Below are 23,502 nucleotides of genomic sequence, written 5' to 3'. Positions count from 1 at the left end.
GCTCTGGGCGCGCTCAGGGCAGCTCGTCGCGGCGGCGGATCAGCGGCGCGACGCGGACCCGGTCGCGTCCGGACTCCTTGGCCGCGTACAGCGCCATGTCGGCGGCGACGACCAGATCCTGCAACGCGTCGGCGGAGTCCGGGACGGTCGCCACGCCCACGCTGACCGTCACCGGATGAGACCAGCCGCGCGAGGCGGCCCAGACCTCGGCGCGCAGGGCGTCGGCGCGCGCTCTGGCCTGCGGCGCCGGGCAGTCGGGCAGCAGGACGCCGAACTCCTCGCCGCCGACGCGGCTGACCGTGTCGTCGGCGCGCACCAGGCGCGGGAGCAGGTCGCCGAGCGCGGCGAGGGTGTCGTCGCCGGCGGCGTGCCCCCAGGTGTCGTTGATCTTCTTGAAGTGGTCGACGTCCACCGCCAGCAGCGACAGCGGCGCGCGGGTCCGCCGCTGCCGCGCGGCCTCGCGCTCCAACGCCTCGTCGAACGCGCGCCGGTTGCTCAGCCCGGTCAGCGGATCGGTGCTGGCCTGCTCGGCCAGCGCCTGTTTGAGCCGGTCGGCCTGCTCCCGCACCCGCAGGATGACCACCAGCGTCAGCGCCATCGACGTGGTGGTCTCGATCCACGCGGCGAACCGTCCCGGCCCGGTCCCGGCGACGAAGATGACGGTCAGACACGCCGCGACGATGCCCAGCGTCCAGTAGGCGGTGCGCCGAGGCAGCAGGTACGCGGCGAACAGCAGCGGCCAGCTGAGCAGGAGCATGCCGTCGACGGCGTTGCTGTGGTTGAACGCGAGCGTGAACGTGATCAGCAGCGCGGCGATCGCAGGCGTGGCGCGCAGAACGGCATCCGGTGCCGGACGCGGCATCAGGATGTAGACGAGCCCCCACGCCGCCGCCACGGCGCCGGTCACGACATCTACGTACCACCCGACGGAGAAGGCGCCGGTTTGTACGCTGAGCAGGAATGTCAGGGCGGTACCCAGCGCGGCACCGATGACCAGCAACTGCCCGGCGAACCGGGTGGCGAACTGCCGAGACTCCTCCTCGCTCTGCTGCCAGACGGTGGTCACCGAGGTGTGCCGCACATGCGGACGCCGGAACCGCCGCTGCCGGATCGCCGGCCCGGCCGGATCCTTCGGAAAGCGGTGCGCGCCGCCGAGCTGCGGGGGATGGATGGCGCGGGGCGGCTTGGACGAGGATTCGAAAGGCTGGTCGGCGACTGAGCGGTCGGGGCGGTCGGAGCGGTCGGAGCGGTCGCTGGCGGGGCGATCGGAGCGATCAGCGCGATCGGCGCGGTCGGCCTCGGTGTCGTACGGCGGCGGCTCGGTCGGGCGATCGGCGGCGGACGGCTGCACGGCAGGGCGCTTGCTCGTGGTCGGCGAGGACCGCGGCTCACCCTCGCCCGAGCGCTCGGCGCTCACGAGTCGTCCTCCAAGTAGTCCGTGTAGTCCGCGTCGTCCTCGCCGTCGTCCTCCGGGCCCGCCATCCCGCGCGGCAGCTTCACGTGGCCCGCGCACATCAGCTTCGTGGCCTCGTCCACCCGCATCGGGCGCGCGTACAGATACCCCTGTCCGAGGTCGGCGCCCATGCGCGCGAGGGCCCGCCGCTGCTGGGAGGTCTCCACACCCTCGGCGACGACCATCAGCGTCAGCGATTTCGCGATGCCGATGATGCCCTTCACCAGCGCGGTCTGGCGGGGCTCGTCCGGGACGCCGTCGACGAAGGCCTTGTCGATCTTCAGGGTGTTGACCGGCAGGTCTCTGAGATAGGACAGCGAGCTGTATCCCGTGCCGAAGTCGTCCAGGGAGACGCCGACGCCGCTGCGTGTCAGTGTCCTGAGGTTCGCCAGGGCCGTGCCCGCGCGGTCGATCAGCGAGCTCTCCGTCGCCTCCACCATGAGGAACGCCGGGTCCAGGCCGGCGTCGGTCAGGGCCTTGCCGACCTCGTCGGGGAAGCCGGGGTCGCGGAGCTGGTGTGCCGAGACGTTCACGGAGATCTTCACCGGAGCCACGCCCTGGGCCAGACGGGTGACGTTCCAGCGGGCGGCCTGGTCGGTCGCGGTGCGCAGGATCCAGCGGCCGAGGGGGAGGATCTGGCCGGTCGCCTCGGCCAGGGGGATGAACTCGTCGGGCGGGATGATCGTGCCGTCCGGCTGCGGCCAGCGGACCAGGGCCTCGAAGCCGCCGATGTCGCCGTCGTCGAGCCAGACGATCGGCTGGTAGTAGAGCTCGAAGGAGCCCTCGGCCAGCGCGCGGTCCAGGCCGGAGCGGCGGGCGGCGCTGCGGGCCAGGTCGGCGCGCAGCCGCGGGTCGTAGGCGCGCCAGGTGTTGGGTCCGGCGCCGCGGGCGGCGTGCAGCGTCATCTCCGCGTCCGCCAGCAGGGACGCCCCACTCGCGCCGACGGTGCAGGTGGCGACCGCGCCGGAGGTGGTGACGGCGATCGGCCCGACGTAGAACGGCTTGTCCTCGCCGGGCATCCCGATCGGCAGGATCGGTGCCTCATCGCTGCGCCGGACGGCCAGCACCGCGAACTCGTCGCCGCCGGTGCGCGCCAGCACGTCGCCGGGCCCGAGCCGGGACCTGATCCGCTCGGCGATGTCCCGCAGGACCTCGTCGCCCGCCTCGCGGCCGTGGAAGTCGTTGATCTCCCGGAAGCGGTCCAGGTCCAGCAGCATCACCGTCACCGACACGCTCGGGGAGGCCAGCTCCACCGCGTCCTCCAGCCCGCGGATGAACGCCAGCCGGTTCGGCAGGTCGGTCAGCGGATCGCGGTAGGCGTGCCGCTGCAGCGTGCGCTCCAGCCCGCGCGCGGTGGTCACGTCGTGCAGCGAGAGCACGAAGCCGCCGACCGTCGGCTCGGCGCGCAGGTCGGCGATCGTCGCCTCGACCTCGTGCGGCTCCCCGCCGTCGGCCGAGATCTCCCAGTCCCGGCGCACCGGCGGCTGCGGTGTCGGGTCGGCGGCGCGCACCGCGACCTCGGCGGCGTAGACCTTGCCGACCACCTCGGTCAGCGGCCGGTCCCGCAGCGGCCGGCCGCCGAACAGCCCGGTCGAGGAGGGCGAGGCGTAGCGGACGGTCAGCCCGGTGTCGACGATCAGGATCGTGTCCGAGGTGTTCTGCACCAGGGCACGGAAGTACGCTTCGCTGTCCCGCCGCGTGATCTCCTGGCTCAGCGCGATCCGCTCCAGCGCCGCGGACGCCTGCCGTCCCAGGATCTCCAGCGCTCCGCCGAGGACCGCCAGGTCCTCCTCGGCAGCGGCGACGACCAGCATGCCGGTCGCGCCGTCCAGCGGCACGACCCCGGCGTGTTCCGGCGGTCCGAGCCGGCGGGCCAGCGGCAGCGGCAGGTCGGCGGTGTGCACCACGTTGGCGGTGTGGAAGTGCGGGTGGTGCTTCGGCCCGCTCCCGGGCTCGGCGGGGCGCACCTCCGGCTCGCCGTCGGTGTCGAAGAGGGCGGGACTGTAAGGCACGTCGTCCTCTGCGGCGTGGACGATCGCCGAGGTGCAGACCCTGGTCAGCATCTTGCGCCAGGACGCGGAGTCCGGACCGGACAGTGCCGCCGGGGCGTGGGCCCGCACGTCCCCGGCGCCGCCGTCCACCGCTCCGGCGGCGGCCACCCGCACCCCCTCGGTCCCGTCCACGGCGACCAGCACCGCGTGCGCGGCCGAGCGTCCGGCGAACAGCCCGGCGGCTCCGTCGGCCAGCGCCGCGGCCACCTGCCCGCGCCCGGCGGCCACCCCGAGCCCTTCGCTGGCGGCCAGCAGGATCGACTCCCGCGCCAGCGCTTGCCGGTGCGAGCGCACCATCACCGCGACCCGCGCCAGGATCATCAGGTACACCCCGAGCCCGATCACCGGCCCGGCCCAGCCGGTGTCCAGGCTCCCCTGGGCCAGCTCGACGGCGTTGATGGCCGGCGTCACCAGCGCGGCCAGCACCAGCGGGGAGATCCGGGGCGGCCGGGACCAGGCGGTCGGCAGGGCGTCGCGCGCGGTCTCGGCCACGGGTCTGGTCAGACTGTGCGCCGAGGGCACCAGCGACGCGGCGACCCAGCAGGCCGCGAACATCAGCCAGGCGAGCTCCAGCAACAGGTTGCCGACGTGCGAGCCGAACCAGTTGGAGGAGTTCAGGCGCAGCACCGACTCCACGACGTCCGCGCCGGTCTGGAACAGCGAGCCCGCGCCGAGCAGCCACAACGCCGCGTTGCGCGCTCCCGGGGAGATGATCAGCCGCAGCAGCATGCCCAGCAGCAGCAGGTCGCCCAGCGGGTCCAGGATGGCGATCACCCGGTAGTCCCAGGGCTCCCCGCCGTCTTGGTAGTACGGCACGACCAGGTAGACCCACGCCGCGTAGGCGCCGGCGAACACCACGATCAGCGCGTCCAGCGTCGCCGAGGAGTCCCGGCCGACCAGCCGGTGCTTCATGATCAGCCGCAGCCCGACCAGCGCCAGAGGATAGCCGAGCAGTCCGAGCCAGTCGGCGAAGTTCGGCAGGGTGTGCCGGGCGTAGGCGAAGTCGGTGTGGTTGGATGCCGTCAGCAGCCCGGCGGAGATCGCCAGCAGGTACCAGGCGAGCGGGTAGGGCGGGCGGTTGGCGCGGATGCCCACGACCATCGCCGCGGTGGTCCACACGGACAGCGCGAACCATGCCGTGGTGCGCAGCGTGTCGGAGGAGGAGAAGAACACAGCCAGGATCACCACGAGCACGGCGGCCAGGATGCCGAGCAGGCGCCGTTCGCGCCCCGGCCAGCCCGACAGCAGCGACGGTGATCGCATTCCTCAAAGCTGTCACAGGCGCCGCCGCGGCGCCTGTTGAGGGCGGGGCGGCGGGGTCGGATGTGCGTGACGAGGTGACTACGCTCGGTGATAAAAAACGGCCGGCGGGATATCAGCCTCGCGGCTCGTACACGACCCCGGTCGACGCCGGCCGCGGGTTCGGCCCGAAGTGCACGACGTACCACTGACCGCGCCAGGAGATCAGCGAGAACAGCCCGAAGGACTTGGTCTTGCCGCCCTCGGTATAGGTCAGGCGCGATCCGTAGACGCGGTAGTACGACAGCTTGTTCTGCTCCACGCCCGGCACGATCCACTCCGCCGCCTTGGCCGGCACGCTCACGCCGACCAGCTTCGCGTCCTTCGCCCCGGAGCCGAGCAGCCGGTGCGCGGCGTGGATGTCGAGGTTGTAGAAGCCGATCAGCCGGTTCTCGTAGTCCGCGCCGGCGTTGGACAGCGCCTTCACCTGCAGATAGGCGCTCTTCGGGAAGAAGAACGGCAGGGCTTCCTGCGGGTTGTCGTCCACGATGCCCTGCCACAGGGCGTTGACACCGGCCGTGAACTGCGGGTCGGTGGCGGTGGGCAGGGCCTTGATCTGCGGCAGCGTCCCCGGGTCGGCGCTGGGGGAGCTGGACGGGGTCTGCGGTGTCGACGGCGGTGCGGGCGTCTGGGTCGGCGTCGGCGTCGATGCCGACCCAGACGCCGGAGCGGACGGCGTCCCGGCAGCGCTGCCCGCCTCAGGGCCGCCGGACGCCGCCGCCGATGCCGTCTTCGGACTCGACGAGGAGCTGCCACAACCTGCCGCGGTGAGTATCAGCACGCCTGCCGACGCCACCGCGCACAGCCCCGTACGCGTTCTCATAAGGTTCAACCGTTCTCGTCCTCATGCCATCGCAGATCATGATCCGCTCCGGGGACCAGGAATTCCAGCAGCCTGCCGCCTTCGGCTTCCAGGTCGGCGCGCTGGGCCTTGGTGATGGGTACCAAGGGAGTGAGATTCATAGTCGCCGTAGTGCGTTTCTTGTCTGTCTCTACCTTCCAGACCCCGCGGATCCAGCCGTCCACGGTGAACGTGGAGATCGGCGTGTTGCCCGAGAAGACCCTCTCCTTGGGGACTCGCGGGTCGTTGATGCGCGCGCGGTCCTTGTGCCCGATGAAGACGTTGTCGTAGTCCGGCAGGAAGCGTCCCGGGGCGGGGACGTCTTCGCCGGGACGCGGCGCGTCCGGAAGGTCGAACAGTTCGGTTCCGGATTCACTCCGGAAGACCACGAGATCCGCGCGGAGCTTGTCGAACACTTCGCGCAGACCGGTGAGCCCGCTCCAGTTCTGGGCGTCCATGACCGAAGCCGGTCCGAACGCTGTGAGATACCGCAGGACCAACTCCTCGGCGCGCATAGCGGGAACCGCCTTAGTGTTTCCGAACCAGTGCTCCGCAGTAGTGTGCTTAGGGAGCCCGCCCTGCTGCCACAGCCCACGCGGCGTCACCTGGACCAGCGCCAGGTTGTTGCGGGCCGCGACGCCGAGCGCCTGGACTTCGTGTTCGGGATAGGACTCGGCGAGCAGCTTGCCGAGGTCGTTCAACGTTAGGGGTTCCTGCTCCGTGAACTTCCTGGCGCGCTCGGCAAGCTCCGTCAGGTCGATGCCCTGGAGGCGTTTGCCGAAGGCGCCCTTGAGGTTCCGGTCCTGGACCGGCTGAAGTAGCTGGCGCAGCGGCAGACAGTCCCGGGCGGTCACCGTGTGGATCGTGGAGCGCTGGAGGCTGATGCGGACGAACTCGTGGTTCTCGAAACGCTGGGAGAACGCCTGCGCGTCGAAGTCCGTGAGGCGGGACCACAGTGCCACATAGTGGTTCGGCGGGATCTGCGTCTGGAGCCCGACCAGATGCTCGACGGCTTGCGCGGCGTCCATGCCGGAGCGGTGCAGCAGCAGTTGCCGGTCGAGCGTGGCGCGGTTGAGTTCCCGGTCGCTGAGGGTGCGGACGTTCACTAGCCCGCCGTCGTCTTCTTCACCGGCTCCAGCGCGAAGATGGTGATGTGCCGGCCCGCGCGCTCGGCGTAGTCCTTGAAGCCGGGCCAGTTCTTCAACAGGATCGTGTTCCAGACCAGTTCGCGCTCCTCGCCCTCGACGACCCGGGCGCGGACCGGACCGGACGCGCCGCCGACCGCGACCGTCGCCTCCGGGTTCGCCAGCAGGTTCAGCGACCACGCCGGAACCTGCTCCTGACCCCAGTTGGACCCGACCACCAGCAGCGCGCCTTCGTGCCGCGAGTAGAGCAGCGGTACCGTGCGCTGCTGGCCCGACTTGCGTCCGGTGGTGGTGAGCAGCAGGGTCTTGATCCCGGTGCCGGTGAGCATGGACACCCGGCCGCCGGTGACCCGGCCCAGGAAGCGGTCGACGTGCGGCGCCACCCCCTTGAAGGCGGTCGCGAACCACTTCTGGCGTCCCACCCGGACGATGAGGGCGTTCCAGGGATTGGTCATGGGCTCATCATGGCATCTCCGGACCGCTCGCCGGGGTCCGCGTGTCGCACCCGGACCTGCGGCCCGCGCACGCAAAGATGTTGTCATGACGGACCGCCAGCAGACGATGCAGATCACGCGCGCGTCCCTCGCCGACTGGCCGCTCATCCAGGGCTGGTGCGCCGACGAGGGATGGAACCCCGGAGACCACGACGGACCCTGCTTCCTCGCGCAGGACCCCGAAGGCTTCTTCGTCGGGCGGGTCGACGGGGAGCCGGTGTCGGCGGTGTCCGTGGTGCACTACGGGGACGCCTTCGCCTTCCTCGGGCTGCATCTGGTCAGGCCGGAGTTCCGCGGCCGCGGCCACGGCCTGGCGACCTGGAAGGCGGCGCTGCCCCGGGCCGGCGCGCGCACCGTCGGGCTCGACAGCACCGCCGCCCAGCAGGACATCTACCGCAAGTCCGGCTTCGACGACGCGTACCGCACCGTCCGCTACGTCGGCGACCTGGCCTCCGACGGCTCCGGCCCGGCCGCCGCGGTCCCGCTGGCCCGCGCCGGCTTCGCCGAGATCGCCGACTACGACGCGCTGTGCTTCCCGGCGCCGCGCCCCGTGTTCCTGCGCGAGTGGTTCGCCGCCCCCGGCCACGTCGGCAGGGCCCTGATCGTCGACGGCCGCCTGGTCGGCTACGGCGTCCTGCGCCCGGCCCACGACGGCTACCGCGTCGGCCCGCTGTTCGCCGACTCCCGCGTCTACGCCGAGGTGATCCTCGACGCGCTGGTCGCCGGCGCCGTCGGAGACGGAGGCGAGGGCGGCCGACGCATCGTGATCGACGTCCCGGACACCAACCCCGAGGCCCTGGCGATGGTCGGCGCCCTCGGGCTGGAGCCCTCCTTCGAGATGGCCCGGATGTACACCGGGCCGGTGCGCGACGTCGACCACAGCAAGGTCTTCGGGACCACGACGCTGGAGCTCGGCTGAGGCCTGGCAAGCGTTTCTAGAGCTGGTCGTAGGTCTTGAAGGAGTAGAAGGCGGTCCCGCTGAGCTGGTTCGCCCCGGACGGCGAGGGCAGGGCGAAGCGGCGGTCCAGCTCCTCGCTCGCGCGTCCGCAGCCGCTGACCTTCGGCACGCTCAGCGTCTGGTCCAGGACCTCGAAGGTGATGATCGGCGGGTCCTGCGACAGCCACTGGGTGGTGCCCGCGACGCGTGCGGCGGCGACCTGGACCGGTGCGGCGGGGGTGCCGATCGTGCAGTGCTCGCCCAGGCGCGGGCCGGTGAGCTGGAAGGCGAGGCTCATCGTGCCGGTCTGGCTGTAGAAGTCCGGGACGGCGGTCATGTGCGGCTGCATCCACAGCTTCGGGCCGTGGCCGTCGCCGGACTGGCGTCCCGACACCGGCAGGCGCGCGGCGCGGAAGCCGCCGAAGACCTGGCCGGGCGTGCCGTCGGGCATCGGGCCCTCGGCGTGGGTGACGGCGGTGAAGTCGAAGGGGACTACGACGCCGCCGATGGTCGCGGTGCCCTCGGCGACCAGGACCTCGCAGCGCCACGCGGCGGGGTCGACGCCGGCGGGCAGCTTCGGGCAGTCGCGGAAGTCGAAGGTGGGGGTGGCGGTGGTTGCGGAGGCGGCGGGGGCGGTGCTGGCGGCGGTCGGTGGGGTCGCGGCGCTCGCGGCGACCGGCACGGCGAGGGTGGCGGCGGCGACGGTGGTGGCCGCGAGGAGAGCTGACGTCTTTCGCATGGCTCCACCCTCCCGGAGGAAGCGGGTCGCAGGTCAGAGAGCTGCCACCCGAGTGCTGGTAGGGCTGTCCCCCCTCTTCCGCCGCCCCTCCGTCCGCGATCTTCCCCTGTTATCTTCGACCGCATGACAGACGTGCTGCGGCAGGTGCCGCTCATCGACGGTCCGGTCGAGATCCGCGGAGCCCTGGAAGTCGTCACGACCGAGGCCGGTGTGCTGGCGCGGCGGCTGCCGGAGTGGACGATCGCGCAGTCCGACGCCTCGATGGAGCGGCAGGCCACGGCCGGGTCCGGGGTGCGGCTGGCGTTCCGGACGGCTGCCACGGCGCTCGAGCTGGACGTGCTGACCACCGTGCCGATGATGGCCGAGAACGAGCCGCACCCGGACGACGCGGGAGCTTTCGAGATCACGTGCGACGGCGCCGCTGTGGGCGACCCGCAGCGCGCCCCGGTCGGCAACGTGCTGCTGATGGACCCGACGATGACCCAGGTCGGCTACGTCGCCGGGCAGACGGCGACGGTGCGGTTCGAGGCGCTGCCGGCCGGCGTGAAGGACGTCGAGATCTGGTTGCCGCACTGGGTGAAGACCGAACTGGTGGCGCTGCGCGCGGACGCCGACGTCGAGCCGCCCGCGCCGACCGGCCGCCGGGTGTGGCTGCACCATGGAAGCTCGATCAGCCAGTGCAACGAGGCGGACTCGCCGTTGGGCGTGTGGCCGGTGATCGCGGCGCGGGCGGCCGGGGTGGACCCGGTGAACGTGGGACTGGCAGGGAACTGTTTCCTGGACCCGTTCGTGGCGCGCTCGATCCGCGATGCCGCAGCGGACGTGATCAGCCTGAAGCTGGGCATCAACCTCACCGCCAAGGCGGCGTACCGGGTGCGCACGTTCGCCCCGACCGTGCACGGCTTCCTCGACACGGTGCGCGAGGGCCATCCGGACACGCCGATCCTCGTCGTCTCGCCGATCGCCTGCCCGGCGCTGGAGGCGCGGCCCGGACCGACGGTGTGGCGCGAGGACGTGCTGTACGCGACCGGCGATCCGGCGGCGGCGAGCGGGGAGCTGACGCTGCAGGTGGTGCGGCGGGAGCTGCGGCGGATCGTGACGGAGCGGGCGAAGCAGGACCCGAACATCTATTACTTGGACGGCTTGCGGTTGATGGGACTGGACGAGGCGGACGAGTACTTGGGGGAGGGGCTGCATCCGACGCCCGCCGGGTATCGGGTGATCGGGGAGCGGTTCGCTCGGATCGTGTTCGGGGAGGGCGGGGTGTTCGCGGGGTAGGTGTGGGTGGTTGGCTGGCCGGGCGGCCCGCTGGCCTGCTGCCGGCCGGATGGCTGGCTGGTCAGGGTGTTGCGGCCGTGGGACTCGTGGTGTGCGCCGGAAACGGCGGTCCGCTGAAGCCGCTGATTCCGCTTGGCGCGCCGCTCGGAACACTGCTGGGCGTCTTCGGCCTCCAGGGCGACCGATGCCCGAGCCGGGTCACCAGCAGCCGGTGCTGCTCGGCCTCCGCGTAGCGTCCCGTGCGCTGATGCCAGTTCAGGACTCCGGTCAGCCAGTCGCGCAGTTCCTGGATGTGCAGGTCCAACGCTTCGCGAGTCGCTGAGGACAATCGCATCGTGTCGGCCAGCGCCGGGATCTCGACCTCGGCGGAATGGTGGAACTGGGCCAGCCGCGCCGCCATCAGGGAGCTGACGATCTCCAGCGCACGGTCGCGGTCGCAGTCGAAGAAGTCCTGGACGACCAGGACCGCGTTGTGCACGTCGCCGTCGAACTGAATCTCCTTCTGATAGGAGAAGACGTCGTTCACCAGGCAGCCCCAGTCAGCCGCGGCGTGCTCGAGCGCCAGCACCGGACGGCTGCGCAGCACCTCGTGCGGGATGGTGTCGTGGCGGATGCGGGACAGCGCCATCGTCAGGTCGGAGCCGAAGGCGTCGCGGCGCATCTCGACGTAGTCGATCGGGTCCGGGACGCGGTGGACGGCCTTGTTCTCCAGCTCCCAGAGCCAGCTGTCGAGCATCTTCTGGGTTCCGCGGCGCAGTCCTTCGCGGCCCGCCGGCGACGCGTCGGCGGTCGAGCGGCGCCACAGGTCGGCAAGTCCGCGTTCGAGGGCTGACACCGGTGCGGGAGGGTTGTCGGCCATCAGGGCACTGAGGCGCTCGTTGCTGAGCTTGGCGCCGACGCGGTCCGCGGTCGGTCCGAAGACGGCCGGGTAGTAGTCGTCGGCGTACGTGCCCCAGGACAGCCAGTCGGTCGCGAGGTTCAGCTCGTCCGGTGTGGCGTCGGGGGAGATGCCCGCGGCGCACAGGGCGAGGTCGCAGGAGAGCAGGTGCTGCTCGTCCCAGATGCCGTCGAAGAAGCCGATGCGGCGGCTCCAGTCGACGGTGTGGCGGGCTGCGAGCCCCAGATGCGGGCTCAGGCGCAGCTCGGACGGTGCGGCGATGGCCGGGATCGGCGTCGGGCCGACCTGCTCGTGCGGCGGGTGGCTGACACGCTTGAGGCGCGCCGGCATGGTCTTGGCGATGGAGGCGAGGATGCGCGCGGCGGACGTACCGAGGCCGAGGGGTCCGGCGAGCGCGGCCGAGGCGCCGCCAGCGCTGGTACCTGCGCCCGTGCCGTCGGCGGCGTCGTTCATGTAGCGCGAGGAGCGCATGTGCCACTCATGGCCGCCGGCCTGCCAGTCTTGCAGACCCTTGATATACAGCCCGACCTGCACCGCCTCCACCGGCCCGACGCCGTGTTCGGCGAACAGCGGCGCCAGCTCGGTCAGCGCGGTCTGCTCGAACTGGTGCAGACGGCTGGTGAGCAGCTGGTTGGTGTAGTCGGCGGCGGTCTGCGTGTCGCAGCTCAGGAAGCGCTCCAGGACCAGGACGCAGTTGGAGTTCTCGCCTTCCTGCTCGACCTCCCGCTGGTAGGAGAACAGGTCGTTGCGCAGGTGGACGGCGTCGGCGAAGGTGTCCTTCAGCACCCGCAGCGGCCGGCTGGCGGCAACCCGGTCGGGCACCTCGACCCCGTTGGCGTGCTCCACAAGGTGCGCCGACCACGGCGCCCCGCCGACCTTGCGCCGCATCTCGATGTAGTCGACCGGATCCGACACCCGGTCCTCGGTGATGTTCGCCAGCTCCCACAACGACTCCGCGAGCAGATGCCGGTTGCTCTCGGCAAAGCGCCGACGCCAGGGCTCTGACTTACTCGGCACCGTCCGCAGCCACAGATCAGCCAGCCCCGCCTCCACCGCATTAGTCGGCTCCGGCATCGCCCCCAGATCCCCGATCGGCATGAAAGCAGGCAGCCGATCCAGATAAGCCTGCGCCCCAACCATGTCCCGAGGCCGCTTGTAGATCTCCCAAAAGTGATCGTCGAAGAAGAACACCCAGACATACCAGTCGGTGACCAGCGCCAACTCCTCCGCATCACAATCAGGATGCGTATACGAGCACAACAGCGCGTAATCATGCCGATCGAAGTCGCCCTCGTCCCAAACCCCCGACCCCTCGATCATGGCAAGCCCCCGAGCCCACCCCTTGGACTGCACCCGCGCAAACTCCAGATGCGGATTCAGCCGCGCAGGATACGGCATGTAGAAATCAGGCAGCTGAAACGGCTTCGGCATGCCTTCGAAGCTAAGCGCGCCACGCCCCCCGGTGAAGAGATGTGCGCGTCAAACCAGGGGATCGGGTGAAATCGGCGCGCCGATATTCCATCCTGCGGGCAGATCTGCATCGCAGAACACGCAGACGAAGTCGCCGTCGCGGACGATGGTGAGCTCGCGGCAATTGAGGCACCGGCGGAACTGGACCTCGGTGGTGAAGGCAGCCGGGTGGGCCACGCCGAGCTGGTCCAGGGCGGCGGCGACGGCAGGCCAGCAGGTTACGTCGGGGCAGTAGCCGGTCGACTGGTTGCTGACGGAGGTGACGGACCACTGCCCGTCGCCGCATTCGAAGGCGATCTCACCGGCGGCCAGAACCGAAGCACCGCCGGCGCATGCGACGTGCTCGCTGCGGCGGGGCGCCACGCGAAGGACACCGTCGAGGCCGACAACGTAGGTGAAGGGCTCGGCGCGCTCGTCGGGAGGCTGCGCTGCGTGCCAACGTGCCAGCGCGTCGAGCCCGGTCAGCGCGGTGCCGGCGGGAGACCCGGCGACCATCGCCTTGATGTCGGCGGGTCCGACGTAGGAATAGTGGCGGATCGGCATTGCACAGAACCTACAGTGCGGTGCGGCCCGAGCCATCAGGCCCGAGCCGCACCGCACTGCACCACCCCGCGCCGCCCCCCACCACACACCGCCTCAGTAAGGCCACGCCCACCCCGAAATCGCCGGGTCGTCCTCGCCGAACTCGCGGGTGTACTGGCGTGCCTTCAGGCGTGCGTCCAGGAGTTGCTGGCGGAGGTGGCCGGCGCGTTCGGCGAGGCCGGGGACGCGGTCGATGGCGTCGATGGCTAGGTGGTAGCGGTCGATGTCGTTCAGCATGGCCATGTCGAAGGGGGTGGTGGTGGTGCCTTCCTCCTTGTAGCCGCGGACGTGGAGGTTGCCGTGGTTGGTGCGGCGGTAGGTCAGGCGGTGGATGAGCCAGGGGTAGCCGTGGTAGGTGAAGACCACTGGCTTGGCGGTGGTGAACAGGGCGTCGAATTCCTTGTCGGACAGGCCGTGCGGGTGTTCGTCGCTGCCCTGCAGGCGCATGAGGTCCACGACGTTCACCACGCGGACCTTCAGGTCTGGGAAGTTCTGGCGCAGGATGTCCACGGCGGCCAGGGTCTCCATCGTCGGGACGTCGCCGGCGCAGCCCATCACCAGGTCCGGCTCGCCGTCGCCGTCGCTGGAGGCCCACTCCCAGATGCCGATGCCGCGCGTGCAGTGCACGATCGCTTCTTCCATCGACAGGTACTGGAGTTGCGGCTGCTTGCCCGCGACGATGACGTTCACGTAGTCCCGCGAGCGCAGGCAGTGGTCCGCCACCGACAGCAGCGTGTTCGCGTCCGGCGGCAGGTACACGCGGATCACGTCCGCCTTCTTGTTCACGACGTGGTCGATGAAGCCCGGGTCCTGGTGCGAGAAGCCGTTGTGGTCCTGCCGCCATACGTGCGAGGTCAGCAGGTAGTTCAGCGAGGCGATCGGCGCCCGCCAGGGGATGTGCCGGGTCGTCTTCAGCCACTTCGCGTGCTGGTTGAACATCGAGTCCACGATGTGGATGAACGCCTCGTAGCACGAGAAGAACCCGTGCCGCCCGGTCAGCAGATAGCCCTCCAGCCAGCCCTGGCACATGTGCTCGCTCAGCGGCTCCAGCACCCGGCCGTCCAGCGCCAGGTGCTCGTCGTCCCACGGCACCGTCTCGGCGTTCCACATCCGGCCCGTCGCCTCGAACAACGCCTGCAGCCGGTTGGACGCCGTCTCGTCGGGCCCGAAGACCCGGAAGTTGTCAGCACCCGAATTGTCGCTCATGATGTCGCGCAGGAACGTGCCGAGGATCTTCGTGGACTCCGCGTGCTCGACGCCGTGCCCGGCCGGCTCGACCGCGTAGTCGCGGAAGTCCGGCATCTTCAGATCCCGCAGCAGCACACCGCCGTTGGCGTGCGGGTTCGCCCCCATCCGCCGCAGCCCGGACGGCGCCAGCGCCGCCAACTCCGGCATCAGCGCACCGGCCGGGTCGAACAGCTCCTCCGGGCGGTAGGAGCGCATCCACTCCTCCAGCACCTTCAGATGCGCCGGGTTGGTGTGCACGTTGGCCATCGGCACCTGGTGCGAGCGCCAGGAGTCCTCCGTGCGCTTGCCGTCGACGGTCTTCGGGCCGGTCCAGCCCTTCGGCGTGCGCAGGATCAGCATCGGCCACGCCGGGCGCTCGCCGTTGTCTCGGCCGGTGAGCGCGCGCGTCCGGATGTCGGCGATCCGGTCCAGCATCGCGTCCAGCGTGGCGGCCATCGCCTGGTGCGCCTCCAGCGGATCGGCGCCCTCCTCGCTGACGACCGTGAACGGCTCGTAGCCGTACCCGCGCATCAGTTGCTCCAGCTCGGCCTGCGGGATGCGGGACAGCACGGTCGGGTTGGCGATCTTGTAGCCGTTCAGGTGCAGGATCGGCAGCACCGTGCCGTCGCGCACCGGGTTGACGAACTTGTTCGAGTGCCACGACGCGGCCAGCGGCCCGGTCTCCGCCTCGCCGTCGCCGACCACCGCGCACACCAGCAGGTCCGGGTTATCGAACGCCGCGCCGTAGGCGTGCGCCAGGGAATAGCCCAGCTCGCCGCCCTCGTGGATCGAGCCCGGCGTCTCCGGCGCGACGTGCGAGGGCACACCGCCGGGGAAGGAGAACTGGCGGAACAGCTTGCGCATCCCGTCCTCGTCCTGGCCGATCCCCGGGTAGATCTCGCTGTACGTGCCTTCCAGATAGACGTTCGCCAGCACGCCGGGACCGCCGTGCCCGGGACCGGCGACGTAGATCGCGTCCAGATCCCGCGCCTTGATGACCCGGTTCATGTGCGCGTAGATGAAGTTCAGCCCCGGCGTGGTGCCCCAGTGGCCCAGCAGCCGCGGCTTGACGTCGTCCAGGCTCAGCGGCCGGCGCATCAGCGGATTGTCCAGCAGGTAGATCTGACCCACCGACAGGTAGTTGGCGGCACGCCAATAGGCGTTGACGGCGTCGAGGTCCTTGGCGGACAGCGGGCTCTTGCGCGGTGATTGTCGAGAGAGGCGAGTCACTCCTCCAGCCTCTGTCGGCGGTCGCGGGCGGCGCCCCTTGTGCTGCGCCGGACGGGTCACCCTGGCATGATCGCTGACGTGGACGGAGAGGATCGAGTGGGCCGAGAGGCGAGCGCGGCACAGGGCCTGTACATCACCGCGACCGATGCCGCCAGCGGGAAGACCGTCGTCGCGCTCGGGGTGGCCGAGGCCATGTCGCGGCGCGTGCGCCGGCTCGGGGTGTTCCGGCCGGTGGTCCCCGGCGGCGGGGCGGTCGACGAGGTCGTGGAGCTGATCCGGACGCGCTACCGGATCGACGAGCCGTACGAGGACTGCGTCGGCACCACCTACGACGCGGTCCACCTGGACCCGGCGCGCGCGGTCGAGACGATCGTCGACCGCTACCGGGCTTTGGCAGCACGCTGCGAAGCCGTGGTCGTCGTCGGCTCGGACTACACCGACGCCGCGAACACCGCCGAGTTCGGCTTCAACGCGACGGTCGCGGCCAACCTCGGCTTGCCGGTGCTGCTGGTGGTCGGCGGGATGGAGCGCACGCCGCAGGACGTGGCCGCCGTGGTGCGGGTGTCGCGGCAGGAGCTGACGCGGCTGCACGCGACCGAGCTGGCCGTGATCGTCAATCGGGTGGAGCCCGGGCAGGAGGACGCGGTACGGCGCGAGGTCGCCGCGGCGTTCGGATCGGCGATCGACGACGCGACCCCGCTCGTCTGCACCATCCCCGAGGTCCCGGGCCTGACCGCGCCGACGATCCGCGACTTGGTCCGCGCCGCCGACGGACAGCTGATCAGCGGCGACGAGGCGTTGTTGGACCGCGAGGCGTCGTCCTTGGTCGTGGCGGCGATGTCGTTGCCGAACGTGTTGGATCGGCTGACCGAGGGCGTCGCGATCATCGCGCCCGGCGACCGCACCGCGGGTCTGGTGCCGGGACTGTTGGCGGCGCATGAGGCGGCGAACTTCCCGGCTTTGTCAGGGGTCTTCCTTACCGGCGGGTTCACGCTGCCGGCCAGCGTTTCGCGGCTGCTGGAAGGAGTTTCCTCGCCGCTGCCGATCATCACCAGCCATGAGGACACGTTGCCCACCGCGCTGCATTTGGCGGCGGTGCGCGGGGAGATCACCGTCGGACATCCGGGCAAGGTCGAGACCGCGCTTGGCGCTTTCGCTCGGGGCGTGGACACCTCGGTGCTGCTGAACCGGCTGAACGTGACGCGGTCGGTGGCGGTCACGCCGCTGATGTTCCAGGCGCAGCTGTTGGAACGGGCTCGTTCGCAGCGTCGGCGTATCGTGTTGCCGGAGGGCGGCGACGACCGGATTCTGCGCGCCGCCGACATCGTGGCGCGACGCGGCGCCGCCGATCTGCTGGTGCTCGGCGAGGAGGAGAAGGTTCGGGCGCGTGCCAACGCCTTGGGCTTGGACCTCGCCGGAGTGCGGATCGTCAGCCCGACCGATGAGGTACTGGTCGAGGAATTCGCCCACGAATACACGCGGCTGCGCGAGCGCAAGGGCATGACGCTGGACAAGGCGCGCGACATCGTTCAGGACGTCTCCTATTTCGGGACGATGATGGTCCACACCGGGCGTGCCGACGGCATGGTGTCGGGGGCGGTGCACACGACGGCGCACACCATTCGGCCGGCGTTCGAGATCATTCGCACGGTGCCCGGGGTCTCGGTGGTGTCGAGCGTGTTCTTCATGCTGCTGGCTGACAGGGTTCTGGTTTACGGCGACTGCGCGGTCATCCCCGATCCGGACGCCGAGCAGCTTGCGGACGTCGCGGTCTCGTCGGCACGGACCGCCGCGGCTTTCGGGGTGCAGCCGCGGGTGGCGATGCTGTCGTACTCCAGCGGTGAATCAGGGTCCGGAGAAGACGTCGAGAAGGTTCGCGAGGCGGCGAAGCTGGCGCACGCGCGGGATCCGGATCTGTTGCTGGAGGGCCCGATCCAGTACGACGCGGCCGCCGATCCCGAGGTCGGGGCGCTCAAGCTGCCGGGGAGTGCGGTCGCGGGGCGTGCGACGGTGTTCATCGTCCCGGACCTGAACACCGGCAACAACCTCTACAAGGCGGTGCAGCGCAGTGCCGGCGCGATTGCGGTCGGGCCGGTGTTGCAGGGTTTGCGCAAGCCGGTGAACGACCTTTCGCGCGGGGCTCTGGTGCAGGACATCGTGAACACGATCGTGATCACGGCGGTGCAGGCACAGGGCGAGACGGGAGAGACGGGTAAGACGGGAGAAGTGAGCGGACCGTGAACCAGGTGCTCGTCTTGAACTCCGGCTCGTCGTCGATCAAGTACCAGCTGATCGATATGGACGACCGTGCGCGGTTGGCAGTCGGGGCGATAGAACGGATCGGGGAGTCTTCCGGCGCCGTCGCCGACCACGCTGCGGGCATGAAGGTGGTGCTGGCCGAGCTGGAGGGCGCGCTGGACCGCTCGCAGCTGGCCGCGGTCGGGCATCGGGTGGTGCACGGCGGCGACCGGTTCCGCGGTCCGACGCTCATCGACGACGAGGTCTGCGACGCCGTCAGGGAGCTGATTCCCCTGGCGCCGCTGCACAACCCGGCGAACCTGACGCTGATCGAGGCGGCGCGCGCGGCGTTCCCCGACACCCCGCAGGTCGCGGTGTTCGACACGGCGTTCCACCAGACGCTGCCCGCCGCTGCCCACACCTACGCCGTGCCGCAGTCGTGGCGCACGGACCTCGGCGTGCGGCGCTACGGCTTCCACGGCACGTCGCACCAGTACGTGTCGCGGCGCGCGGCGGCGATGCTGGGCCGGCGCCCGGAGGAGGTGAACGTCATCGTCCTGCACCTGGGCAACGGCGCGAGCGTCTGCGCGATCCGCGAGGGTAAGAGCATTGACACCTCGATGGGCATGACCCCCCTCGAAGGCCTGATCATGGGCACCCGCTCCGGCGACCTGGACCCGGCCATCCCGGCCTACATCGCCCGCCAAACCGGCCGCAGCCCCGAGCAGATCGACCAGACGCTCAACAAGGAGAGCGGCCTCCTAGCCCTGGCCGGCAGCAACGACCTCCGCGACGTCGACACCGCCGCCGCAACCGGCGACGAAGCAGCGCAACTCGCCCTCGACGCCTACTGCTACCGCATCCGCAAGTACATCGGTGCCTACCTAGCAGCCCTCGGCCGCCTCGACGCCCTGGTCTTCACCGCCGGCGTCGGCGAGAACTCCCCCACCATCCGCGCCGGCGCCGTCGCAGGCCTCGACCACCTCGGCATCGCCGTCAGCCCAAAGCGCAACACCCAGCAGTCGAAGGAGGAACGCTACATCTCGCCCTACTGGGCCGAGACCGCAGTCCTGGTGGTCCCGACCGACGAGGAGATCGAGATCGCCGACCAGGCGCTGGCGGTGCTCGGCGGGGCGAGCTGAACGCAAGCCTGTTCGGCGGTCGCGGTGGCGGCGAGCGGGACGGCCGCGGTTGAGTGCATAGTTAGGCGGTCTGCCAAGCATCGGTCATGCACGCCACCTCGAAATGCCACCAGCCCTCGTCCTGACCTTGGACCAGGAGCCGCTTGATACCGGCGAAGTCGGATTCGGCGGGCACATTGAACGCCACCAGCGGGAAGTCCTCGCTGAATACCTCACCGCCCAGGCCGAACACGCTTAGCCGTTCGTGCACCGCCGCAGCGCTCCGTCCCAGCGGACCGGCTGGAATCGAGATCACGCGAACCGTGCAGTCGCCTGATGCCTCCACCCGGTCTGTCGCCCAAAACAGGCCGTCGTCGCCGGTCGCGAAGCGGATGGTGTCGCCTTGCGCGACACCGTTCTGCAAAAAGGGCACATTCTCGATCCGAGCCGTGTCGTCGCTGAGCCTTTCTGCCCACAAGCCCTCAGTGTCTTGCGGTAACCAGCCTTCGCGCGGCACGAACCGGAACCAGACCTTGATCTTCCCGCCTTGGTCGGAGCTCGTGGCGGATGCGGTGCCGTCGGTGGTCATGGCTGGATCATGGCAGGCGCAGCAGCGCAACACGCCCGAGCGCGTGATCCGCATGTTTGGGCCCGGACAGGACGCTGACAGCGGGCAACGGGTGGTGGGTCGGTGCTCTGGGGGGCTGGGTGCGGCATCATGGTCGGGCGAGGCGTGTTCGCAGGCGGGAGGCTGGGCGGGGGCGATGAGGATCGCGGCCGAGGGTGGCTCGGTGCCGCCGGCGGTGCCGGAGGCGGTCGCGCGGGTACTGGAGTTCAGCCAGGTCGCGCGGGCCGGGGATCTGTCGCTGATTCTCGGTGCTTTGAGTGCCGCTGAACTCACTGCGGGGGTCGCGCGGTTGGGCCCTCGGTTGCCGGAGCCGGTGATCGAGCATGTGATCACGCATGGGCCGCCGGCTGCGCGGAACACGCTGGCGTGGCAGTTGCGGTTGCCGTCGCGGACGCGGGTGCCGGTGCGCTACAGCCTGTTCCGTAGCCGCTATGCCGAGGACGAGCCGGGCGTCCCGCGTGATCAGGACGCTGTGCGCGGTCATGATGCGGCGCGTCGCAGGCTGCTGAGTCGTGCCGAGCCCGCCATCGATCGTGCGCTGTTCGGGCGGTTGGAGCAGAGCGGTATCGCCTGGGTGCGTCTGGCGATCCTGCGCGATCGGGTCGGGCCCGGCGGGGAGCCGATCGTGCCGCCGGATCTGCGTGCGAAGCTGGCCGCCTTCGTCAGGACCGCCGGGCTGCCGCTCTCGCCGGAGCATCTGGCCGACACCGATACCGGCGATGCCGAGTTCGAGCTGCTGCGCGTGCTGGCCGGCGCCGCCGATCTGAGTCTGGCGCTGCCCGCCTCGCGCGTCCTCGGGCTGCCCGGGCCGATCCCCGCCGCGCAGCCCGGCTGGCGCGATCAGGTCTGGGTGCAGCGCTGGGACCGGCCCGGTGCGGGCTCGCGGTCGTGGCGGCTGGACTGGGACGAGGTGGTGGCGCTCGCCGCCGATTACGAGGCGGTGGCAGGGGATCGGGGACGGTTCTTAGGTCAAGTCGCAGGACTGGACGAGGCAGCCGCGCGCGAGGACATCCCCGCGGACGTCCGCCGTCAGCTGCTCACCAGCTACCCGCCGACCGCCTGGCACACCGCCGCCGCGCCCGACGTCGCGACCCTGCGCGGCATCTCGGCGGCCGTGAACCGGCTGCGGGACCGCTGGGGACGCTTCGAGCAGGATCCCGAGTTCGGCGAGCCCATCAGAGATCTGATCATCAGAGGTCTGTCTCTCGGCACGCTGACCGCCGCCGACGTCATCGAGCACGCCGTCCCCGCCAGCGCCATCCTGGACCTGGCATGGCGCACCGGCGACGAGATCCTGCCGGCCGCCCGAGGCCGCGCCGACCTCGCCGAGGAGATGCGCACCTTGCTCTACAAGCGGATCGGCGACGACGTGCCGCTGTGGACCGCCCTGCTGATCCGCTCGCTGGTGTCGTCCGGCACTGTGGCAGAGCTCGTCGACTCCACCGCGATCCTCGGCCCTCGGCAAGCGATGCCGGGCGAGGACGAGATCGACGAGGCGATCGAAGGCGTCCCCAGCGCCAACGTGCTCCTGTCCTTCGCGCGGCCGCACGTAGCGCGGGAGCTCCTGTCCGACGGTCCCGGCGCGCTGAACGAAGTCGAACTGGCCCTGCTCGAAAGCGCCCCGCTCCCTCCAGGGCTGGTGGCTCGGGCGTTCGCCCCCGACGCCGGCCGCGACGCCCGCCGTGCGCTGGCCGCCAACCCGGCGACACCGACCGCGGTACTCCAGCGCCTGCTGCACGACATCGTCGACCCCCAGGACACCCGCATGGCGATGTTCCACAGCGCCGCCGATCCCGCGATCCGCTACGCCGCGCTCGAGCTGTTGGAGAAGTGGGGGACTCCGTGGGAGCAGCTCACGCACTTCGTGCAGAACATGGGCGACGTCCGCGTCTACCAGCTCGCTGCCGCCGCACCGACCGTCGAACGGCTGCATTTCCTGCTCAAGAAGATCGGCAAGTACCTGGGCCCTGACACCTCCGCCCTGCTTTACGGACGCCTCGCTGAGGCAGCCGGACCCGAACCAGTCTGGGACGTCGCGGTCATGGCAGCCGGCATGGCGGAGAACGTGAGCCCGTCCGTGCGCGCCTCGATGGCCGCCGGCGACGTCGAACCGCTGCTCACGGCCGCCGAACGCGTCGCACACCAGCACCTTCCGGGGGTGACCGTCCCAGATCCGGACGAGCTCTGCGCCCCGCATCCGGACGATCCGGTGAGCTGGCCGCTGGAAAATGCGGTACGGCAGCATCTTGACAACAGCCCGGACCGGTGGCGGATCATGGTGCGCCGGCTGATGGAAGCCGGTCCCCTGGAATACGCGCAGCTCGTCGATCTGGTCCAGGCGGTCGGCGGGGGCGCCGGGGAGGCTGCGGAGGGAGAGCCGTGAACCGCGTCGACGACCGGGGACGCCCTCCGGGCCAGCAACCGCACGAACCACACCCAACACACCAGTCATACCAGCCACACCAGCCACCCCGAGCGCCCCAGCCGTTCAGGCCGCCGCCGGTCCCCTCCCACCCCACGATCGACGACTACGAACGCGCCGTCGCCGCCTTCCGTCAGACCCCGAACCCGGCCGCTGAGTTCGCCTACCTGCGGGAAGTAGCGCTGGTCGGAGCACGGCTCGGCACGATCCGCCCGGCGGACATCGTGCGCCACGTCCAGCCGGCCGCGGTGGCGGTGACGCTGGTGATGGAACCGGAGATCGTGACGGTCGGCGACGCCGTGGCCCGAGCCATCCTGCGCGGCGACAGCGCCGGACCGCAGTACTGGGCCCGGATGGTCCGCGAGGTGGACACCGCGCGCGGCACGCTGGCGGCGCTGGTGAAGGCGAGGCCTGATTCGGGGCGCGGCGTCATCGCCCGCGGCATCCGGCGCACCCCGGCCGAGCAGGGCGCCGGAGCCGACATGTCCGGGCAGCGTTGGCGCGCGGCGAACGTGGTCCTGGCACTCGCGCCGCCGCTGGCCGCCCGAGCGTTCCTGGCGTCCAGCGCGACGATGCACAAGCAACCGTCGGAAGCGGAGCTCTCAGCCTTACGGGAGCAGGCTTCGCTGATCCTGGACATGGCCTCGCAGGCTCCGCTGTGCCGGGAGTTGGTGGGACACGCGTTCGGATCTTTGGGGGACACCGCGCTGCGGATGCGGCTGGCGGAGAACCCGTTCACCCCCGACAGCGTGCTGGCCCGGCTGGTCGCCGAGCACGACACCGAGCCCGAGGTCACCCGCGCGGTGCAGGTCCACGAGTTCGCCGGCGGGACGGCGCGGCGGCTGGCGTTCCAGGCGGTGCGCGACGAGCCGGAGGAGGTGCTTCGCGGGCTGCGGGAGATGCTGCGGCTGTGCGGGGAGGAGCCGTTCCTGGAGATGCTCCAGGCGGCGCCTGAGGAAGAGGCCGCGTGGGTACGTTCGGTGATCGCCGCCGCCGGTCCCGACTTGCAGCCGGAGACGCGGCTGCGCGCCTATGTGCGGCTGGCCGAGATCTCCGCGCCGGAGGTGGTGTGGGCGGTCGAGCTGACGCGAGCCGGAGGGCTGGAGCGGATGATGCCGGAGGTGCGCGCGTCGATGGCTGCCGGGAGCGCGGAGCCGATGATCGCGGCGGTGCACGACGACAAGGCGGCGGCGGCCGCGCGGCGCGGGGCGGCGCGGTTGACCGGACGCGGCGGCGCTGTGGTGCGTTCAGGGCGCGCGCCGCACCCGGGGAGCGAGCAAGCCGAGGAGTGGAACCGCCACTCCAGCGCACGGGCCCAGGCCGAGCGGCACCGCGCCGCCGCCGCGGAGATGAAGCGGTGGCGCAGCGAAGGGGCATTGGACGATCCGGTCCCTTTGGTGTGAGGCTGTGGGAAAACGGAGCTCCGGTAACACGTTGGGGGGCTGGTGA

Annotated in this window: 16 protein-coding genes; 6 read left to right on the top strand and 10 right to left on the bottom strand. The window is 70.7% G+C overall.

Annotation, left to right across the window (positions count from 1 at the left end; genetic code table 11):
* Nucleotides 1–13: 13 nt before the first annotated feature.
* From CACI_RS53945 to CACI_RS30730, 5 genes are all read right to left on the bottom strand, one after another.
* Nucleotides 14–1,417 carry a GGDEF domain-containing protein gene (locus CACI_RS53945; RefSeq protein ID WP_015794791.1) on the bottom strand — a complete coding sequence of 468 codons (1,404 nt, stop codon included), beginning with the start codon at nucleotides 1,415–1,417 and terminating at the stop codon, nucleotides 14–16.
* Nucleotides 1,414–4,767 (bottom strand): EAL domain-containing protein, encoded by a 3,354-nt coding sequence (locus CACI_RS30745; RefSeq protein ID WP_015794790.1) that lies wholly within the window; start codon nucleotides 4,765–4,767, stop codon nucleotides 1,414–1,416. Before CACI_RS30745 ends, CACI_RS53945 begins: the two co-directional genes overlap by 4 nt.
* A 112-nt stretch (nucleotides 4,768–4,879) precedes the next feature.
* Nucleotides 4,880–5,626 (bottom strand): hypothetical protein, encoded by a 747-nt coding sequence (locus tag CACI_RS30740; protein WP_015794789.1) that lies wholly within the window; start codon nucleotides 5,624–5,626, stop codon nucleotides 4,880–4,882.
* Nucleotides 5,627–5,631: 5 nt separating this feature from the next.
* Nucleotides 5,632–6,750: a winged helix DNA-binding domain-containing protein gene (locus tag CACI_RS30735; protein ID WP_015794788.1), complete on the bottom strand. Its 1,119-nt coding sequence runs from the start codon at nucleotides 6,748–6,750 to the stop codon at nucleotides 5,632–5,634.
* Nucleotides 6,750–7,244: a nitroreductase family deazaflavin-dependent oxidoreductase gene (locus CACI_RS30730; protein ID WP_015794787.1), complete on the bottom strand. Its 495-nt coding sequence runs from the start codon at nucleotides 7,242–7,244 to the stop codon at nucleotides 6,750–6,752. Before CACI_RS30730 ends, CACI_RS30735 begins: the two co-directional genes overlap by 1 nt.
* Nucleotides 7,245–7,329: 85 nt before the next feature.
* On the opposite strand from CACI_RS30730, the gene CACI_RS30725 reads away from it, so the two are divergent.
* A complete protein-coding gene (locus CACI_RS30725) occupies nucleotides 7,330–8,202 on the top strand; it encodes a GNAT family N-acetyltransferase (protein ID WP_015794786.1) in 873 nt (290 codons plus the stop codon).
* Nucleotides 8,203–8,218: 16 nt separating this feature from the next.
* Here the strand turns inward: CACI_RS30725 and CACI_RS51580 are convergent, their stop codons facing one another.
* Nucleotides 8,219–8,959: a hypothetical protein gene (locus CACI_RS51580; RefSeq protein WP_015794785.1), complete on the bottom strand. Its 741-nt coding sequence runs from the start codon at nucleotides 8,957–8,959 to the stop codon at nucleotides 8,219–8,221.
* A gap of 123 nt (nucleotides 8,960–9,082) precedes the next feature.
* Between CACI_RS51580 and CACI_RS30715 the strand changes: the two genes are divergently transcribed.
* Nucleotides 9,083–10,237, top strand: coding sequence for a GDSL-type esterase/lipase family protein (locus tag CACI_RS30715; protein ID WP_015794784.1), 1,155 nt, complete (start codon nucleotides 9,083–9,085; stop codon nucleotides 10,235–10,237).
* Nucleotides 10,238–10,298: 61 nt separating this feature from the next.
* Here CACI_RS30715 and CACI_RS30710 read toward each other — a convergent pair whose 3' ends face one another.
* From CACI_RS30710 to CACI_RS30700, 3 genes are all read right to left on the bottom strand, one after another.
* Complete coding sequence (locus CACI_RS30710) at nucleotides 10,299–12,566, bottom strand: terpene synthase family protein (RefSeq protein ID WP_015794783.1); 2,268 nt, start codon at nucleotides 12,564–12,566, stop codon at nucleotides 10,299–10,301.
* A 48-nt stretch (nucleotides 12,567–12,614) separates the two neighbouring features.
* The gene (locus CACI_RS30705; protein ID WP_015794782.1) at nucleotides 12,615–13,148 is read right to left on the bottom strand and encodes a hypothetical protein; all 534 of its coding nucleotides are present in this window, start codon (nucleotides 13,146–13,148) and stop codon (nucleotides 12,615–12,617) included.
* A gap of 93 nt (nucleotides 13,149–13,241) precedes the next feature.
* A complete protein-coding gene (locus CACI_RS30700; RefSeq protein ID WP_015794781.1) occupies nucleotides 13,242–15,644 on the bottom strand; it encodes a phosphoketolase family protein in 2,403 nt (800 codons plus the stop codon).
* A 78-nt stretch (nucleotides 15,645–15,722) separates the two neighbouring features.
* Between CACI_RS30700 and pta the strand changes: the two genes are divergently transcribed.
* Together pta and CACI_RS30690 are read left to right on the top strand one after the other, a co-directional pair.
* On the top strand, nucleotides 15,723–17,885 hold the full coding sequence (pta, locus tag CACI_RS30695) for a phosphate acetyltransferase (protein ID WP_223297289.1): 2,163 nt from the start codon (nucleotides 15,723–15,725) through the stop codon (nucleotides 17,883–17,885).
* Nucleotides 17,882–19,024, top strand: coding sequence for an acetate/propionate family kinase (locus CACI_RS30690; protein WP_015794779.1), 1,143 nt, complete (start codon nucleotides 17,882–17,884; stop codon nucleotides 19,022–19,024). Before pta ends, CACI_RS30690 begins: the two co-directional genes overlap by 4 nt.
* Before the next feature lie 61 nt (nucleotides 19,025–19,085).
* On the opposite strand, the gene CACI_RS30685 is transcribed toward CACI_RS30690, so the two are convergent.
* A complete protein-coding gene (locus CACI_RS30685) occupies nucleotides 19,086–19,592 on the bottom strand; it encodes a DUF4265 domain-containing protein (RefSeq protein WP_015794778.1) in 507 nt (168 codons plus the stop codon).
* A gap of 175 nt (nucleotides 19,593–19,767) precedes the next feature.
* Here CACI_RS30685 and CACI_RS30680 point away from each other — a divergent pair, with 175 nt between their 5' ends.
* On the top strand, nucleotides 19,768–22,014 hold the full coding sequence (locus CACI_RS30680) for a hypothetical protein (RefSeq protein ID WP_015794777.1): 2,247 nt from the start codon (nucleotides 19,768–19,770) through the stop codon (nucleotides 22,012–22,014).
* Nucleotides 22,011–23,456 carry a hypothetical protein gene (locus tag CACI_RS30675; RefSeq protein ID WP_015794776.1) on the top strand — a complete coding sequence of 482 codons (1,446 nt, stop codon included), beginning with the start codon at nucleotides 22,011–22,013 and terminating at the stop codon, nucleotides 23,454–23,456. The genes CACI_RS30680 and CACI_RS30675 overlap by 4 nt, the downstream gene beginning before the upstream one ends.
* Nucleotides 23,457–23,502 lie beyond the last annotated feature (46 nt).

Origin of the sequence: Catenulispora acidiphila DSM 44928, from assembly GCF_000024025.1 — a bacterium.
In the GTDB taxonomy this organism is placed as follows: domain Bacteria; phylum Actinomycetota; class Actinomycetes; order Streptomycetales; family Catenulisporaceae; genus Catenulispora; species Catenulispora acidiphila.
The sequence above is the reverse complement of the archived record's forward strand: the minus strand, read 5'-3'. Positions and strand labels throughout refer to the sequence as shown.